Source organism: Pseudomonas cannabina (genome assembly GCF_900100365.1).
Taxonomy (GTDB): domain Bacteria; phylum Pseudomonadota; class Gammaproteobacteria; order Pseudomonadales; family Pseudomonadaceae; genus Aquipseudomonas; species Aquipseudomonas cannabina.
Genome location: NZ_FNKU01000001.1, coordinates 2,977,293 through 2,993,322 on the forward strand (window position 1 = coordinate 2,977,293; position 16,030 = coordinate 2,993,322).

The 16,030-nt window shown below is 60.3% G+C and carries 15 protein-coding genes; 7 read left to right on the forward strand and 8 right to left on the reverse strand.

The features are described from left to right. Positions 1-132: 132 nt before the first annotated feature. Positions 133-1,209: an S-methyl-5-thioribose-1-phosphate isomerase gene (mtnA, locus tag BLT55_RS14000; protein ID WP_007251448.1), complete on the reverse strand. Its 1,077-nt coding sequence runs from the start codon at positions 1,207-1,209 to the stop codon at positions 133-135. Positions 1,210-1,329: 120 nt separating this feature from the next. Between mtnA and BLT55_RS14005 the strand changes: the two genes are divergently transcribed. From BLT55_RS14005 to BLT55_RS14025, 5 genes are all read left to right on the forward strand, one after another. Continuing rightward, positions 1,330-2,661: a TRZ/ATZ family hydrolase gene (locus tag BLT55_RS14005; protein WP_007251449.1), complete on the forward strand. Its 1,332-nt coding sequence runs from the start codon at positions 1,330-1,332 to the stop codon at positions 2,659-2,661. Between the two features lie 82 nt (positions 2,662-2,743). Beyond that, on the forward strand, positions 2,744-3,442 hold the full coding sequence (gene ubiG / locus BLT55_RS14010; RefSeq protein WP_007251450.1) for a bifunctional 2-polyprenyl-6-hydroxyphenol methylase/3-demethylubiquinol 3-O-methyltransferase UbiG: 699 nt from the start codon (positions 2,744-2,746) through the stop codon (positions 3,440-3,442). A gap of 3 nt (positions 3,443-3,445) precedes the next feature. Further along, on the forward strand, positions 3,446-4,117 hold the full coding sequence (mupP, locus tag BLT55_RS14015) for an N-acetylmuramic acid 6-phosphate phosphatase MupP (RefSeq protein WP_055000929.1): 672 nt from the start codon (positions 3,446-3,448) through the stop codon (positions 4,115-4,117). 26 nt (positions 4,118-4,143) lie between these two features. Further along, a complete protein-coding gene (locus BLT55_RS14020) occupies positions 4,144-4,884 on the forward strand; it encodes a YciK family oxidoreductase (protein ID WP_055000928.1) in 741 nt (246 codons plus the stop codon). Between the two features lie 190 nt (positions 4,885-5,074). Further along, positions 5,075-6,001, forward strand: a complete 927-nt coding sequence (locus BLT55_RS14025) for a GGDEF domain-containing protein (RefSeq protein WP_055000927.1) — start codon at positions 5,075-5,077, stop codon at positions 5,999-6,001. A gap of 23 nt (positions 6,002-6,024) precedes the next feature. Here BLT55_RS14025 and BLT55_RS14030 read toward each other — a convergent pair whose 3' ends face one another. The 7 genes from BLT55_RS14030 to BLT55_RS14060 all read right to left on the reverse strand — a co-directional run bounded on the left by BLT55_RS14030 (position 6,025) and on the right by BLT55_RS14060 (position 13,837). Next, positions 6,025-6,777, reverse strand: coding sequence for an iron-containing redox enzyme family protein (locus tag BLT55_RS14030; RefSeq protein WP_375233506.1), 753 nt, complete (start codon positions 6,775-6,777; stop codon positions 6,025-6,027). Between the two features lie 65 nt (positions 6,778-6,842). After that, on the reverse strand, positions 6,843-9,299 hold the full coding sequence (locus BLT55_RS14035; protein ID WP_055000925.1) for an EAL domain-containing protein: 2,457 nt from the start codon (positions 9,297-9,299) through the stop codon (positions 6,843-6,845). Positions 9,300-9,420: 121 nt separating this feature from the next. Continuing rightward, the gene (locus BLT55_RS14040) at positions 9,421-11,238 is read right to left on the reverse strand and encodes an ABC transporter ATP-binding protein (RefSeq protein WP_055000934.1); all 1,818 of its coding nucleotides are present in this window, start codon (positions 11,236-11,238) and stop codon (positions 9,421-9,423) included. Continuing rightward, on the reverse strand, positions 11,231-11,863 hold the full coding sequence (locus tag BLT55_RS14045; RefSeq protein WP_055000924.1) for a DsbA family protein: 633 nt from the start codon (positions 11,861-11,863) through the stop codon (positions 11,231-11,233). Before BLT55_RS14045 ends, BLT55_RS14040 begins: the two co-directional genes overlap by 8 nt. A 3-nt stretch (positions 11,864-11,866) precedes the next feature. Next, positions 11,867-12,805 (reverse strand): oxygen-dependent tRNA uridine(34) hydroxylase TrhO, encoded by a 939-nt coding sequence (gene trhO / locus BLT55_RS14050; RefSeq protein ID WP_055000933.1) that lies wholly within the window; start codon positions 12,803-12,805, stop codon positions 11,867-11,869. Between the two features lie 189 nt (positions 12,806-12,994). After that, entirely contained in the window at positions 12,995-13,288 is a 294-nt protein-coding gene (locus BLT55_RS14055) for a BolA family protein (protein WP_007251460.1), read from the reverse strand. Between the two features lie 15 nt (positions 13,289-13,303). Continuing rightward, a complete protein-coding gene (locus BLT55_RS14060; RefSeq protein ID WP_007251461.1) occupies positions 13,304-13,837 on the reverse strand; it encodes a DUF2059 domain-containing protein in 534 nt (177 codons plus the stop codon). Between the two features lie 168 nt (positions 13,838-14,005). Here BLT55_RS14060 and BLT55_RS14065 point away from each other — a divergent pair, with 168 nt between their 5' ends. Both BLT55_RS14065 and BLT55_RS14070 read left to right on the forward strand, forming a co-directional pair. Continuing rightward, positions 14,006-15,400, forward strand: coding sequence for a class II fumarate hydratase (locus BLT55_RS14065; protein ID WP_007251462.1), 1,395 nt, complete (start codon positions 14,006-14,008; stop codon positions 15,398-15,400). Then, positions 15,393-16,007, forward strand: a complete 615-nt coding sequence (locus tag BLT55_RS14070) for an NAD(P)H-dependent oxidoreductase (protein ID WP_055000923.1) — start codon at positions 15,393-15,395, stop codon at positions 16,005-16,007. The genes BLT55_RS14065 and BLT55_RS14070 overlap by 8 nt, the downstream gene beginning before the upstream one ends. The last annotated feature ends 23 nt before the right edge of the window (positions 16,008-16,030 follow it).

Consider the following 16,030-nt stretch of genomic DNA (forward strand, 5'->3'; position numbering starts at 1 on the left):
TACCACAATCGCGGAGGTGCTCACATCCTTTGCAGGCGCTGAAAACGAGCCCCCTGCGCACAAGTCGCCTGAGAGACGCTTACAGGCCCGCGCAGGCGCTTTGCTCAAGTAGCGAGCGGTGCGCCAGGACGATCAATGCAGATGTTTACGGCTCATCAATTGCGCCATTCGAGCTGTGTCGGGGCGCTCGACGATACCCTTCTCGGTCACGATCGCGTCGATCAGGTCCGCTGGCGTCACATCGAACACCGGATTGAACGCCTCGACATTCGCGCCGACCCTCTGCCCGCCGACTTCAAGCAACTCGCGACCGTCGCGCTCCTCGATGAAAATGTCATCGCCACTGGCCATGTCCATGTCGATGGTCGAACTCGGCGCCACGACCATGAAGCGCACGCCATGGTGCATCGCCGCAACTGCCAGCTGGTAGGTGCCGATCTTGTTCGCCACATCGCCATTGGCGGTGATGCGGTCGGCGCCAACGATCACCCAGGTGATGCCTTTGGTGCGCATCAGGTGCGCGGCGGCGGAATCGGCGTTGAGGGTCACCGGGATGCCTTCATTGGCCAGCTCCCAGGCGGTCAGCCGCGAACCCTGCAGCCACGGGCGGGTTTCATCGGCGTAAACGCGTTCGATCATGCCTTCCAGATGCGCTGCGCGAATCACCCCCAACGCCGTGCCGAAACCGCCGGTGGCGAGCGCACCGGTGTTGCAATGGGTCAGGACGGTCTGCAGATTGCCCTGATGCCTGCGGATCAGGTCGGCACCCAGCTGCGCCATGGTCAGGTTGGCTTCACGGTCACTCAGATGGATTGCCACGGCTTCGGCTTCCAGCGCGACCAGCGCGTCATCGCCTTCCTTGACCCGCAGCAGACGGTCACGCATGCGGTTCAACGCCCAGACCAGATTGACCGCGGTCGGGCGCGAATCGGTCAGCATCAGGAAATCCTCTTCCAGTGCTGCGTACCAGTCTCCGCCTTCGGCAATCCGTGCACGCGCACTGAGCACCGCGCCATAGGCGGCACTGATGCCAATGGCCGGTGCGCCCCGTACCACCATCGTGCGAATGGCCTCGGCAACGCCTTGCGCAGTGGTATAGGGGTGCCAGATTTCCTCGAACGGCAGTACCCGCTGATCCAGCAGGTAGAGAGTGTTGTCTCGCCAATCGATGGCCTTTACTTTCTCCGCAGCCAACAGTCGATCGCGCATCGCCAACTCCATCTTGAACATCCGAAACTCAGCATCAAAAGCGACTGATTATAGCGAGCCGTCCGCGAAGACGCTCGGGTATACTTCGTCATCAACGTAATAAGCTCTGGAAACCTTCTCATGCCGAACGCCATGCCACCGCTCGACCTTTTGCTCCTGCCCGCCTGGCTGGTGCCGGTCGAGCCCGCAGGCGTGGTACTCAAGGACCACGGTATCGGCATTCGCGACGGTTGCATCGTCTATATCGGTCCACGGGCCGAGGCGTTGCGGCAAAATGCCGTGGAGGTCCGGGAACTGCCTGGCATGCTGCTCAGCCCCGGCCTGATCAACGCCCACGGTCACGCGGCGATGACCCTGTTTCGCGGCCTGGCCGACGACCTGCCGCTGATGACCTGGCTGCAAGACCATATCTGGCCTGCCGAAAGCAAATGGGTCGATGAAGACTTTGTGCATGACGGCACCGATCTGGCGATTGCCGAGCAGCTCAAGGGCGGTATCACCTGTTTCTCGGACATGTATTTCTACCCCAAGGTCGCGGCCGAACGTGTCCATGCCAGCGGTATGCGCGCACAAATCACCGTGCCCGTGCTGGACTTCCCGATTCCGGGCGCCCGCACCACGGACGAAGCCCTGCACAACGGCATAGAGCTGTTCAACGACCTCGCCCATCACCCACGCATCAAAATCGCCTTTGGCCCGCATGCGCCTTATACCGTCGGTGACGACAACCTGGAAAAGGTCCGGGTCATCGCCGATGAGCTGGACGCCATGATCCAGATGCACGTGCACGAGACCGCGTTCGAAGTCGAACAGGCTGTCGAGCAACGTCAAGAGCGCCCTCTCGCACGCCTTCACCGCCTGGGCATGCTCGGCCCGCGTTTTCAGGCCGTGCACATGACGCAAATCAGCGATGACGACCTTGAACTACTGGTGGAAAGCAACTCCAGCGTGATCCATTGCCCCGAGTCCAACCTGAAACTGGCCAGTGGCTTCTGCCCGGTCGAGCGACTATGGCAGGCCGGTGTGAATGTTGCAGTGGGCACCGACGGCGCGGCCAGCAACAACGATCTGGATCTGCTCGGCGAAACCCGCACCGCCGCCCTGCTCGCCAAGGCTGTCGCCGGCTCAGCCACGGCGCTGGATGCCCACCGGGCCCTGCGCATGGCCACCCTGAACGGCGCGCGGGCGCTGGGCATCCAGGACGAAACCGGCTCGCTGGAGCTCGGCAAGGCAGCCGACATGGTCGCTTTCGATTTATCCAGGCTGGCCCAGCAACCGATCTATGACCCGGTATCCCAGCTTATATATGCCACCGGCCGCGATTGCGTGAGCCACGTCTGGGTCGCGGGCAAACAGCTGCTTGACCACGGCCGCCTGACCCGGATGGACGAGCAGGCCCTGTGCGAAACCGCCATTGCCTGGGGCAGGCGCATTGCAGGCAAGGCTGAATAACACAGCCAGATCGAACACATGACGGTCAGGCTTATCTATAACCTGACTGATGAAACGAATTTCGAGTTCAAGAGGGACACCCATGAGCAACGTCGACCGCGCAGAAATCGCCAAATTCGAGGCCCTGGCCCATCGCTGGTGGGACCGCGAAAGCGAATTCAAGCCGCTGCATGATATCAACCCGCTGCGCGTCAACTGGATCGACGAACGCGTCAATCTGGCCGGCAAAAAGGTGCTGGACGTCGGTTGCGGCGGCGGCATCCTCAGTGAAGCGATGGCGCTGCGTGGCGCAACCGTGACCGGTATCGACATGGGCGAGGCACCGCTGGCCGTGGCGCAACTGCATCAGCTGGAGTCCGGCGTGAGCGTCGAATACCGGCAGATCACCGCCGAAGACCTGGCTGAAGAAATGCCTGAGCAGTTCGACGTGGTGACGTGCCTGGAAATGCTTGAGCACGTACCCGACCCGTCTTCGGTGATTCGCGCCTGCTACCGCATGGTCAAGCCGGGGGGCCAGGTATTTTTCTCGACCATCAACCGCAACCCCAAGGCGTATCTGTTTGCCGTGATCGGCGCGGAATACATTCTGGGCCTGCTGCCGCGCGGTACCCACGACTTCAAGAAATTCATTCGCCCTTCGGAACTGGGTGTCTGGAGCCGCGACGCGGGCCTTGAGGTCAAGGACATCATCGGCCTGACCTACAACCCGCTGACCAAGCATTACAAGCTGGCCTCCGACGTAAGCGTCAACTACATGATCCAGACCCTGCGGGAGGCATGAGCCATGCGCTTGAGAGCGGTCTTATTCGACATGGACGGCACCCTGCTCGACACCGCACCGGACTTCATCGCCATTGCCCAGGCGATGCTGGCTGATCGCGGCCTTCCGGCAGTGGCGGACAAACTGATTCGCGACGAAATCTCGGGGGGCGCCAAAGCCATGGTTGCCGCCGCTTTTGCCCTGTCGCCCGAGGCACCGGAGTTCGAGGCCTTGCGCTTGGAGTTTCTGGAGCGCTACCAGCGTGACTGCGCCACCCACAGCAGGCTGTTCAACGGCATGCCCGAACTGTTGGCTGATATCGAAAAGGCCGGCCTGATCTGGGGCGTCGTGACCAACAAGCCGGTGCGCTTCGCCCAGCCAATCATGGAGCAACTCAAACTCGCCGAGCGTTCGGCGGTGTTGATCTGCCCGGATCACGTCACGCACAGCAAACCGCACCCTGAGCCGATGATTCTGGCCTGCAAGCTGCTCGACCTAGACCCGGCCAGTGTGCTGTTCGTCGGCGACGACCTGCGCGATATCGAATCCGGGCGCGATGCAGGTACTAAAACCGCTGCCGTGCGTTACGGCTACATCCATCCCGATGACAACCCGGATCACTGGGGTGCCGACGTGGTGGTCGATCATCCGCTGGAACTGCGCAAAGTGCTGGATAACGCGCTGTGCAGCTGCTGAGTAGCCCCCCATACGTGAGGCCTGACATGTTTGATTATTCCGCCCGCCCCGGCCTGCTCGCAGACCGGATCATTCTGGTGACCGGCGCCGGTCGTGGCATAGGTGCTACTGCGGCCAGAAACTACGCTGCTCTGGGTGCAACCGTCTTGCTGCTGGGCAAGACTGAAGCCAATCTCGCCCGGGTCCGTGATCAGATCGTAGCCGCCGGCCAGCGGCAACCAAAGGTCATTCCGTTCGACCTGGAAAGCGCCGGGCCGGCTCGGTATGACGAGCTGGCAACCCTGATCGACAATGAATTCGGTCGCCTTGACGGCCTGCTACACAACGCATCGATCATTGGCCCGCGCACGCCGCTGGAGCAATTGTCCGGTAAAGACTTCATGCAGGTCATGCACATCAACGTCAATGCCACCTTTATGCTGACCCACGCACTGCTGCCGTTGCTCAAACGCTCGGCCGACGCCTCGATAGCCTTCACCTCCAGCAGTGTCGGCCGCAAGGGTCGCGCGCAATGGGGCGCCTACGGCGTATCGAAATTCGCCACTGAAGGGCTGATGCAAACCCTGGCAGACGAACTGCAGGACGTCACCACGGTTCGCGCCAACAGCATCAACCCTGGCGCCACCCGCACTGACATGCGCGCATTGGCCTATCCAAACGAAAACCCGCTGAACAATCCGACTCCTGAGGACATCATGCCGGTCTACCTGTACCTGATGGGGCCGGACAGCAAAGGCATCAACGGGCAGGCGTTGAACGCTCAATAGGCTGCAGCGCATTCGCAAGACAGTCGTCCCGGATTGCAGATCCGATCGGATCGGGTCAGAAAACTGGCGCTGTCAGACAGGCAGAGTTTGCCAAGCCATTGATTTTTAATATGCTCGCATCACTGAACCGAATGGTCGGCATGTCGCTCTAACCCAGCCAAGCCAGCGATATGTGCTGAGGAGCGATGAAATGAATTCTCCTACCCAGACCCATGCGATCGATTTCGATACGGCTGAATTGCAGCGACTCGGTTTTCGAAATCGGCCCAACGCCACACTTCCACCCCCGTCACTGCCCGAGCTGGTCATCCAGCTCGGGCGCCAATTGCAGACCAGTCTGGAAGCAGAGCGGATACTCACGCTGTTTTTTCAGGGCGTGCAACGGCTGATACCCCTGAGCGGCCTGGTCTATCGTCATGCTGAAAGCGACCTGCACCTGTGTCTGGGCGAAACCTCGTCCGACAGCGCGAGGTTCCGCCTGCGCCACGAAGGCGAATGCATCGGCGAGGTTGAGTTTCAGAGTGCGCAGCCTTTCGACAGCCGCCAGTTGAGTGACCTGGAAGCGCTGCTGGCATGCCTGCTGTACCCTTTGCTCAATGCACTGTTGTACCGGATTGCCACTCAGACCGCGCTTCGCGACCCGCTGACCAATACCGGCAATCGCATTGCCATGGATCAGAATCTGGCTCGGGAAATCGAGATTTCGCGGCGCCACAAGCAGCCGTTGTCGGTGCTGATGCTCGATATCGATCACTTCAAGCGAGTGAATGACGACTACGGGCATTACACAGGTGATGAAGTGTTGAAAACGGTCGCGCACGGCCTGAAAGCACAGCTGCGCAATATCGACCGCGTGTTCCGCTATGGCGGAGAAGAATTCGTGGTCATTCTGTCGAACACCAGCGCCAATGCGGCGCAGATGGTCGGCGAACGTCTGCGCCGGGCGGTGCGCAGTCTGGAATTTCGTGAACTCGATCCGGCCCTGACCATGACCGTCAGCCTCGGCTGCTCGACGCTGCTGCCGACGGAAACCGCCGACAGCCTGTTACGCCGCGCCGATAACGCCCTGTATGTCGCCAAGCGCCAGGGCCGCAACCGACTCGCCATGGCCAGTTAGCCAGCCCTCTTTGCTGCCTGCCCTCAGACTTCCATCTCGGCCACACGTCCGCGTGGGGACTTGACCTTTTCCAGTTGCATGCAGCGTTCCAGAAACAGATACATGTAGTCGTAGCTCTTGGTGATCGCCTGGCGCAACTCGGCCTGCAATTGCGTACTCGGCGTGTTGCCCACCAGCGTACAGATGATTTCCAGCGCCTCCCAAGGGTGCGCATCATCGTACTGGGCATGCATCTTGAGCCATTTCATGGCTTTTTTGCGGGTCTCTTCAGGAAAGGCCTCGGCATAGACGCCAGTCGAACACACCACCGCCGACCACTCGCCTGTCGCCCCTTCAATTGCGTAGTTGGTTGCCGCCATGGCAACTGCCAGCGAGTCCGAAGAGCTGGTCTGCCAACACCAGTGGCTAAGCGCGTGCAGCTCGGGTGCGACCTTCTGATCATGCAGGTCTTCAAGGGTTACACCATGGGCAGCGCACCAGTTCACCCAGTAGTCGGCATGATTGAGTTCGACGCGGATATTACGCATCAGCCAGCGGCGCGCCATGTCTTCACCGGGATGACGACCGAAACGGGTCTTGGTCAGGTTTTTGGCCATGTACACCGCAAATTGCTCGACCACCGGCCAGCCGCCGATCAGGTACTGGCGCATGATGGCGGGACTGAGCGTTGCATCACGCATCTGCTGATACAGCTCGTGTTCGACCACGCGCGCCTTGGCAGCGCTGCAATCCTTGATCAGTTGCTGGGCCCAGACGGGATAACTACTGGCTTCCATGAGCGGACCGGTTCTTTCGAAAGTGTCGATCACTGTGTAGCTCCTTATAAAAGGTTGCGACTGATTTAACGTAGCGTTCCTGGCGCGCCGAACATCAAGGGGTCAGGGCGTACGGGCTCAATGTACAGACTTTCACACGTAAACAGCTCGGGGCGTCCGATCAGATAGCCTTGTGCAAAATCCACGCCCATTTCCTGCAATGCGGATTCGATCTGCGGCGTCTCAACGAACTCGGCAATCGTGAGCTTGCCCATGACATGGCCGATGTTATTAATGACCTCAACCATCGCCCGGTTGATCGGATTGTCGAGCATATCCTTTACAAAACTGCCATCGATTTTCAAAAAGTCCACCGGAAGATGCTTCAGGTACGCAAAAGAAGACATCCCGGAGCAGAAATCGTCCAGAGAAAACAGACAGCCCAGCGCTTTCAACTCGTTGATGAATCGAATCGCACTTCCCAGATCGGCAATGGCACTGGTCTCAGTGATTTCAAAGCAGATCATCTCAGGCGCGATGTTGTAGGTAGCGAACTGCAGTTTCAGGTATTCGAGAAAAGTATCGTCACCGATGCTGGTACCGGACAGATTGATTGCACACAGGGCCTGCGGTGCTTTGTGCCGGTCATCGCTTGTGCACTCGGCGATGATTTTGAATACATTGCGCACCACCCAGCGATCCAGCGTACTCATCAGGCCATATCGCTCGGCCGCCGGAATGAAACTGTCTGGAGCCACCATCCTTCCCGACTCGTCCCGCAGCCGCAGAAGAATTTCAATATGCCGGACTCCGTCGCCGGATTCCTTGATCGACGCAATTTCCTGTGCGTACAGACAAAAGCGATTTTCCTCGATGGCCATGCGCAAACGCTGTATCCAGGCCATTTCGCCAAAGCGCATCGACAACGTCAGGTCATCGATACTGTAGACCTGAACCCGGTTGCGGCCCTTCTCCTTGGCCATGTAGCAGGCCATATCAGCCGCTGACAGCGAGGTTTCCAGCGTGGCGGAGTCTTCACCTAAATGGACCAGACCGATACTGACAGTAGTCATGAATGGCCGACCTTTCCACATGAAATGCAGACTCTGCACGATCTGACGTAAGACTTCGGCGATGTCGTGAGCCGTATTCGGCGGGCAATCGACCAGCAACACGCCAAACTCGTCGCCACCCAGACGGGCCAGCGTATCGCCATCACGCAATCCCTGCGGGAGCGCTTTGCACAGCTTGCGCAACAGTTCGTCACCGGCAGCGTGACCGCCAGTATCGTTGACCAGCTTGAACTGATCGAGATCGAGAAACATCAGGCAATGGCTGCCTGTCCCGACATCGTCGAGGACCAGTTGCAGACGACGCTCGAATTCGCTGCGATTGACCAGCCCGGTCAGCGGATCATGGGCCGCCTGCCAGGAAAGGTCGGCAATGTACTGATGCTCCTGGGTCATGTCGTGCAACACCAGCACCGCGCCGCTGACCATGCCGTCCGCGTAGATCGGCGTGCCGACCAGCGCGACCGACACCGTGCTGCCGTCAAGTCGCTGGATCAGTTTGCTGTTGGCGCTGCCGCCCTTGAGTTTGCCGGCGAGTATCTGGTCGATCAGCGCCGCACTGTCGCGCTGATCGTTCTCATCCACCAGATTGAACAGTGCGGCCAGCGGCAATCCGCATGCCTGAGCGCTTTGCCAGTGGGTCAGCCCTTCTGCCGCCGGGTTCATGTAGACGATGGTACCGGTCATGTCGGTGCTGATGACCCCGTCGCCAATCGACTCGAGGGTGATCTGCGCGCGCTCTTTTTCCAGCACCAGCGCGTCGGCGAACAGTCTTCGCTGAGCAATCAGTCGACGCACGCGCAGCAACGCCAGCAGAATCAGCAGCACGGCAGTGATCAGATTGACCGCCACCAGCAATTTCAGAATGACGCGTGACCCTTCGCCCAGCGCATCGCTGAATGCGCGGGCGGCGGGCGTGACGCTTTCGTTGATGTCATTGATCTGCACCCGCCACCTGGCGATCTCGGCAGGGCTGACATTGCCTTCCGTGACGCGGGCATGAATCTGCCTGGCCAGTTCATCGAGCTGCATGAGGTAGCCGTCACCCACGGCCCAGAAGTGAATGGCCTGCTTCATGAAGCTGAAATCATGAAAGTTCAGGTACATCCAGATGACACCATTCACGTCATCCGGGTGATTGCCCCCCTGAATGATCCCTGCCCGCGCATCGGCTAACGAGGGCTTGGGCCGATCCAGTGCTTCACGCAGAGCATGGCCACCCTGCGGCACGGCAAAGGCGCTCTGATACTTCAGGTAATCACGTTCGTCGTGCCAGTTGGCGTACAGACTCAAGTAATGAATGGCGTCTTTCTGGCCCTTGGACCAGAGACTTTCGCCCACCGCGTAGCTGCGCACAGCTGACATCGTGTAGAGGCTGACGCAGCCCAGCAACGCCTGGAACAGCGCGACTGCAATGAAAGGCCATACGATGCCCAATAGACGGGGCCTGGTGAAGGTCCATGCTTGCTTCATGGGTTTCAAGTCAACGTGCCTGAATAAACGTCTAGCGCAGAGACTAGGCTAAATTCAGCCATGATGGCAGTTGAATCTCCCGGAAATGAGCGCGAGCGCACGACGCTAGAGGCCTTGCCCATCAGATTTGCTGCAGATGCCCGTACAGTTTTGCGTACAGACCTCCATCAGCGATCAACTGCTGGTGGTCGCCGTCTTCGACGATACGCCCGCCGTCGAAAACCAGTACGCGGTCAGCCTGTTTAACGGCAGACAGACGATGCGCGATGATCAGCGTCGTACGGCTGCGCAGAAACCTCGCCAGCGCCTGATGCAGGTTGTATTCGGTCGCCGCATCCAGCGCCGACGTTGCCTCGTCGAGAATCACCACTTTGGGATCGGACAACACCATGCGCGCGATTGCCAGGCGCTGGCGCTGGCCGCCCGACAGGCGCACGCCGGAACGCCCGAGTACGCTGTCCAGGCCCTTGGGCATCTCACGAATGGCCGATTCCAGCTGCGCGACGTCGAGCGCCCGCCAACAAGCCTCAACCGTGCAATCACGGCCCATCGTCAGGTTGGCGCGCACGGTATCGTTGAATAGCGCCGGATGCTGCAACACCACGGCGACGTTCTCGCTCACGGTCTCCAGGCCAATATCCTGCTGACTGACCCCGCCAAAGCGAATGACCCCGGTGCGGGCGCTGTACAGCCCGAGCAGCAGTTGCACCAGTGTGCTTTCACCGCCGCCGCTGGCACCGACAATGGCGACCTTTTCGCCCGGCGCAATGTGCAGGTTGAGTTGATCCAGCACCAGATCATCGCCGTAGCCGAAATTCAAGCCGCGCACTTCGATGCCGACCGTCTCCTGCCCTTCGAACGGGTCCGTGCCGCCCGCATACTGCGGCTCGTCAGCCCGCGCCAGCAGTTCGTTGATACGCGTCAATGCGCCGCCCGCCGCGTAGTAGGCGTATTGCAGATTCAGCAATTGCTCGACCGGGGTCATCATGAACCACAGGTAACTGAACACTGCCAGCATCTGGCCGATGGACAAGTCCGAGAACAGTACGGTGAGCATTGCTGCCGCGCGAAAGATATCGATACCGAACTGAAACAGCAGCCCGCTGGCCCGCCCGGACGCGTCGCTTTTCCATTGCGAGTTGATCGCGTAGTCGCGCACTTCCTGTGCTCGCAACCCCAGGCGACCGAGGAAAAAGCCCTGCCGATTACCCGCGCGCACTTCCTGAATCGCATCCAGCGTTTCGCTCAACGCCTGGGTGAAGCGCGATGCGCTGTCGTTCTCCAGCTTCTTCAGGTGCTTGACCCGCTTGCCGAGCTTCACAGTGAGTAGAATCACCAGCGGGTTGAACAGCATGATCAGCAGCGCCAGCTTCCAGTGCATCCACATCAGAATGCCCGCAGTGCCGGCCAGGGTCAGCGTGGCGACCAGCAGGCGGCTGAGGGTTTCGCCGACAAACTTGTCCAGTGTGTCGAGGTCGGTGACCAGATGGGTGGTCACCGTGCCGCTGCCCAGGCTTTCATATTCGCGCAGAGAAATGCGCTTGAGGCGCTCGATCAAGCGCAGCCGGATACGATAAACGATGTCCTTGGCCAGACCGGCGAATAACCTCGCCTGCAACACATTGAACACCAGCGCCCCGACACGCAGCAGCAGGGTCAGCACCAGCATCAGGCCGATGTAACCGACAGCCTTTTGCAGGCTGTCGGGCAGCAGGTGATCCATGACTTTCAGCGCCGCATCGCCGCGCCCCAGCAGCACTTCGTCGACCAGCAGCGGCAGCAGCAACGGAATCGGCACGCTGCACAGCGTCGCCAGAACCGCCACACCGTTGGCCAGCCACAGCGACTTTTTGTGGCGCAACGCCAGGCGCCGGATCTCGGCCCAGCTCAGTGCGTCGGTGCGACTGGACGAGGCCCCGTCAGACGAAGTTTCACTCACTGGCAGCACGCTCGATCCAGCGCCCCAACAAGGGCGAAAGGTCGCCAAGCGGCTGATAACCGTTGGTCAGCAGTGCCAGTTGACCGTTGCGCTCGGCGAGCAGGGTCGGGAACCCGGCGATGCCCAGGTCCTGCGCCCAGGTGAAGTCAGCCGCGGTCGCCGCCTGCTGCTCACGACTTTCAAACGCATCGGCAAAGGCCTGCCGCGACAGGCCGGTCTGTTCGGCCAGTTCGGCCAGCAGCGAAGGCAGCGTCACGTCCCGCCCCTGGGTGTAGAACGCCTGCTGAATCAGCCCGACCAGTGCCCAGGCCCGGTCCGGGTCGAGATAGCGTGCAGCAGTGACCGCCAGGCAGGCCGGCGTGGTGTCGTAGATGAAACCTTCAGGCAAGGCGCCCTCATGCTGGAAAGGCTGGCCGGTCGCCTCTTCAACGGCCCGCCAGTGCTCAAGAATGTAACGCCGCTTGGCGGGCTCCAGCGCCACCGTGCCGGAGCGCAATCCGCCCATCACCAGATGCAGCGGCACGCCCGCCGCCCGAGCCTGCTGCACCAGCGCATCGGCCACCGGAGCGAAGCCCCAGCACCAGGAACACATGGGGTCCATGACATAGATCAGGCGGGCGGACATGGCTCAGGCCTCGGATGGCAGACGATAGTTGCGCCCGATAGGGTGGGGCTGATTGCGAGCCTTGGCCAGTTCGATCTGCTTTTGCCGGTCGATGGCGCTGCGGCGGGTCTTCTCGCTCAGCGAGTCCCAGCAATACGGGCAACTGATACCTGGCGAATAGTGCTCGCTGGCGCGGTCTTCGGCACTGATCGGCGTGCGGCATGCGTGACACTGATCGTAATCACCTTCGGTCAGATCGTGACGCACTGTCACCCGGTTGTCGAACACGAAACACTCGCCCCGCCATTGGCTTTCCTGCTCAGGCACTTCTTCCAGGTACTTGAGAATCCCGCCCTTGAGGTGGTAAACCTCTTCGAAGCCCTCGCCAAGCATGTAGCTCGAGGCTTTCTCGCAACGAATGCCACCGGTGCAGAACATGGCGACTTTCTTGTGCACCGCCGGGTCGAAATGCGTCTTGATGTAGTCCGGGAATTCACGGAACGACGTGGTCTTGGGATCGATTGCGCCTTCGAAGGTGCCGATGGACACTTCGTAATCGTTACGCGTGTCGATCAACAGCACTTCAGGGTCGGTGATCAGGTCGTTCCAGTCTTTCGGCTCGACGTAGGTTCCCACGTTCTTGTTCGGGTCAACGCCCTCGACGCCCAGGGTCACGATCTCTTTCTTGAGCTTGACCTTGGTGCGGTAGAACGGCTGCTCGTCGCAGTAGGATTCCTTGTGATCGATGTCGACCAGACGCGGATCGTTCTTCAGCCAGGCCATCAGGCCATCGATGCCTTCGCGGCTGCCGGACACTGTACCGTTGATGCCTTCTTCGGCAATCAACAACGTGCCCTTGATGCCGTTGTCGACCATCGCCTGCAACAGCGGCTCGCGCAGGGCAACGTAATCGCTGAGGGTGACGAACTTGTATAGCGCAGCTACGACGATCGGCTGAGTCATCGGCTCTTGAGTCATGCATCTCTCCAGTGGCGACCCTCGCAAAGGGCCTACCGGGCAAAAATTCCGAACAAAAAAAACGCACCGGCCAGGCGGCGCGGTGCGGATTCTAGCAAAAACCGACAGGGTACAGGCGAGTCAGCGAAGCAAATAATGCTCCTGCAAAAGGGGCAGGATCACCACCTGTGCCCGTCAGTGGCCACCGGCACAGGTGGGTGACGCCGGCGCTGCACCGGTCTTCGCCCACTCTTCCGGGGTGTAGGTGTGCAGTGCCAGAGCATGAAATTCGCCCATCAGACCGCCCAGCGTGGCATAAACCTTCTGGTGCCGTTTGACCGAATTGAGGCCCTGAAACTGGTCACTGACCAGAATCGCCTTGTAGTGCGTCTGTTCGCCACGGCTGTGCATGTGGCTCTCGTCGAGCACTTGCAGATGGTGCGGTTGCAGCAACGCAAGTGCCGACTCGATTCGTTTTTGCATGGTCATGGTATGACTCGCCGATCAGGGCTTCTTGGCAGGGGCGGCAGCGGGTGCGGCGGCCTTGGCAGGTTCAAGCTCGGCGGTCATGTCAGCCAGCAGCTTGTTGACGACAGGCACGGCGCTTTCCAGTTTGCTCTGGGTCAGTTGAGCAGACTGTTGAGCCAGTTCAGGCATCTTAGTCATCACTTTCTTGCCCAGTGGCGACTGATAGAACGCAACCAGGTCCTTCAGCTCGCTTTCGGTGAAATTGGCGGTGTAGAGCTTGACCATTTCAGGCTTGAGCTTGTTCCAGCCAATGGCTTGGTCCAGAGCAGTGTTGGCCTTGGCCTGATAGGTTTCAAGCAGAGCCTTTTTCGATGCAGGCGCCTTGGTTTCAGCGAAACGCTGAGCGAACATCTGCTGAACCTGCGCATAGACCGGAGCGCCCAGGCGATCGGCGTTGGCGAGTTTCAGGAACGTTTCGGCGCTCGCGTTGTGACTGGCGGTGTCGGCGAAGACCTGACCGCTGGCACAGACCAGGGCTACCGCGGTACAGATGGCACGAAGACGGGTCATCGAGTTTCCTTATCTAGCAAACGAGGCTTTACCCCAGGGCCGACCATTCTGCGCTTATGTGGGCTTTTGGCTCAACCCCCGGTTCACCGAGCGGTTAAAAAGCACTGTTCGGGAACCCTGCCTGCTTATGGCTACCTAACCTGCAACGTACTTAAAGGAGTAAGACCTGTGAGCCGCACCGAAACCGACAGCATCGGCCCGATCGAAGTCCCCGAAGACGCTTATTGGGGGGCTCAGACCCAACGCTCACTGATCAACTTTGCGATTGGCGATCAGCGCATGCCGCTGCCCGTGCTGCACGCGCTGACCCTGATCAAGAAGGCTGCCGCGCGGGTCAACAACCGTAACGGCGACCTGCCTGCCGATATCGCCCGCCTGATCGAACAGGCTGCCGACGAGGTGCTCGACGGCCAGCACGACGCGCAGTTCCCGCTGGTCGTCTGGCAGACCGGTAGCGGCACGCAGAGCAACATGAACGTCAACGAAGTGATCGCCGGTCGCGCCAACGAACTTGCGGGTCAAGGCCGTGGCGGCAAGTCGCCGGTCCACCCCAACGACCACGTCAATCGCTCGCAAAGCTCCAACGACTGCTTCCCGACCGCCATGCACATCGCCACCGCTCAGGCAGTCAAGAACAGCCTGCTGCCAGCGATTGCCGAACTGTCCAACGGGCTGGCCGAACAGGCCGCCCGGCACATGAAACTGGTCAAGACCGGGCGCACGCACATGATGGACGCGACGCCGATCACCTTTGGCCAAGAGCTTTCAGGCTTCGTTGCCCAACTCGATTACGCAGAAAAAGCCATTCGTGCCGCCCTGCCCGCCGTCTATGAGCTGGCGCAAGGCGGTACCGCTGTCGGCACCGGGCTAAACTCGCCGAAAGGTTTTGCCGAGGCCATCGCGGCAGAACTGGCTGCGTTGTCAGGGCTGCCTTTCGTCACGGCGCCCAACAAATTCGCCGCGCTGGCCGGACATGAGCCGCTTGCGGCACTCTCCGGCGCACTGAAAACCCTGGCCGGGACGCTGATGAAGATCGCCAATGACCTGCGCCTGTTGGGCTCCGGTCCGCGTGCAGGGCTGGCAGAAGTCCGCTTGCCAGCCAACGAGCCGGGCAGTTCGATCATGCCTGGCAAGGTCAACCCGACCCAATGCGAAGCGCTGTCGATGCTCGCCTGTCAGGTCATGGGTAACGACGTGACCATCGGCTTTGCGGCCAGTCAGGGTCATCTACAGTTGAACGTGTACAAGCCGGTAATCATTCACAACATTCTGCAATCGATCCGCCTGCTGGCCGACGGCTGCAGCAATTTCAACGAACACTGCATCGCCGGCATGGAGCCGGATGCGGAAAAAATGGCCGAGCACCTGGAACGCGGCCTGATGCTGGTGACCGCGCTCAATCCGCACATCGGCTATGACAAGTCCGCGCAGATTGCCAAAAAGGCGTACACCGAAGGCCTGACGTTGCGCGAAGCCTCGCTGGCGCTGGGCTACCTCACCGATGAGGAGTTCGACGCCTGGGTCCGGCCGGAAAAAATGCTCGAGGCAGGCAGCAATGGCTGATGCCAAAAGCGGCGCCACGCCACTGGAAGGCAATGGCAAACGAATCCTGATGGTGTACGGCACGCCGAAAGCCATCAGTTTTTGTCACGCCCTGGGTGACGCCTACGCACAGGCGGCGCGAGGCGAAGGCCATGTGGTGCGGATCATCAAACTGGGCGAACTGGATTTCGACCCGATTCTGCACCACGGCTACGACCAGACGCAGACCCTGGAAGCCGACCTGCTCGACGCCCAGCGTCAGATTCACTGGGCGGAGCATCTGGTGTTCGTCTATCCAGTCTGGTGGGGCGGTCTGCCTGCCCTGCTGACAGGCTTCTTCGACCGGGTGCTGATGCCCGGTTTTGCGTTCAAGACTCACGGCCGCAAGCATGCATCCAATGAGCTGCTCAAGGGCCGCACCGCGGAATTGCTGGTTGCCATGGACACGCCCGTCCGCTACTTCCACTGGATATACGGCGCACCTGCGCACCGCCAGATGGTCCGCACCATTCTCGGGTTATGCGGGATCAAGACCAAACGCCTGACCGAGTTCGCTCCGGTGCACAGTGCTACCGAGCAACAGCGTCAGGAGTGGATCCTGCAAGCACAGAGGCTGGGCAAACGCTGACGCTCATTCAGCGTTGAACGCAA

Excerpts from the sequence above, each read along its gene's own strand:
- mtnA (WP_007251448.1), bottom strand. The coding sequence starts at position 1,209 with ATGCGCGATCGACTGTTGGCTGCGGAGAAAGTAAAGGCCATCGATTGG.
- BLT55_RS14005 (WP_007251449.1), top strand. The coding sequence starts at position 1,330 with ATGCCGAACGCCATGCCACCGCTCGACCTTTTGCTCCTGCCCGCCTGG.
- ubiG (WP_007251450.1), top strand. The coding sequence starts at position 2,744 with ATGAGCAACGTCGACCGCGCAGAAATCGCCAAATTCGAGGCCCTGGCC.
- mupP (WP_055000929.1), top strand. The coding sequence starts at position 3,446 with ATGCGCTTGAGAGCGGTCTTATTCGACATGGACGGCACCCTGCTCGAC.
- BLT55_RS14020 (WP_055000928.1), top strand. The coding sequence starts at position 4,144 with ATGTTTGATTATTCCGCCCGCCCCGGCCTGCTCGCAGACCGGATCATT.
- BLT55_RS14025 (WP_055000927.1), top strand. The coding sequence starts at position 5,075 with ATGAATTCTCCTACCCAGACCCATGCGATCGATTTCGATACGGCTGAA.
- BLT55_RS14030 (WP_375233506.1), bottom strand. The coding sequence starts at position 6,777 with ATGGAAGCCAGTAGTTATCCCGTCTGGGCCCAGCAACTGATCAAGGAT.
- BLT55_RS14035 (WP_055000925.1), bottom strand. The coding sequence starts at position 9,299 with ATGAAGCAAGCATGGACCTTCACCAGGCCCCGTCTATTGGGCATCGTA.
- BLT55_RS14045 (WP_055000924.1), bottom strand. The coding sequence starts at position 11,863 with ATGTCCGCCCGCCTGATCTATGTCATGGACCCCATGTGTTCCTGGTGC.
- trhO (WP_055000933.1), bottom strand. The coding sequence starts at position 12,805 with ATGACTCAGCCGATCGTCGTAGCTGCGCTATACAAGTTCGTCACCCTC.
- BLT55_RS14055 (WP_007251460.1), bottom strand. The coding sequence starts at position 13,288 with ATGACCATGCAAAAACGAATCGAGTCGGCACTTGCGTTGCTGCAACCG.
- BLT55_RS14060 (WP_007251461.1), bottom strand. The coding sequence starts at position 13,837 with ATGACCCGTCTTCGTGCCATCTGTACCGCGGTAGCCCTGGTCTGTGCC.
- BLT55_RS14070 (WP_055000923.1), top strand. The coding sequence starts at position 15,393 with ATGGCTGATGCCAAAAGCGGCGCCACGCCACTGGAAGGCAATGGCAAA.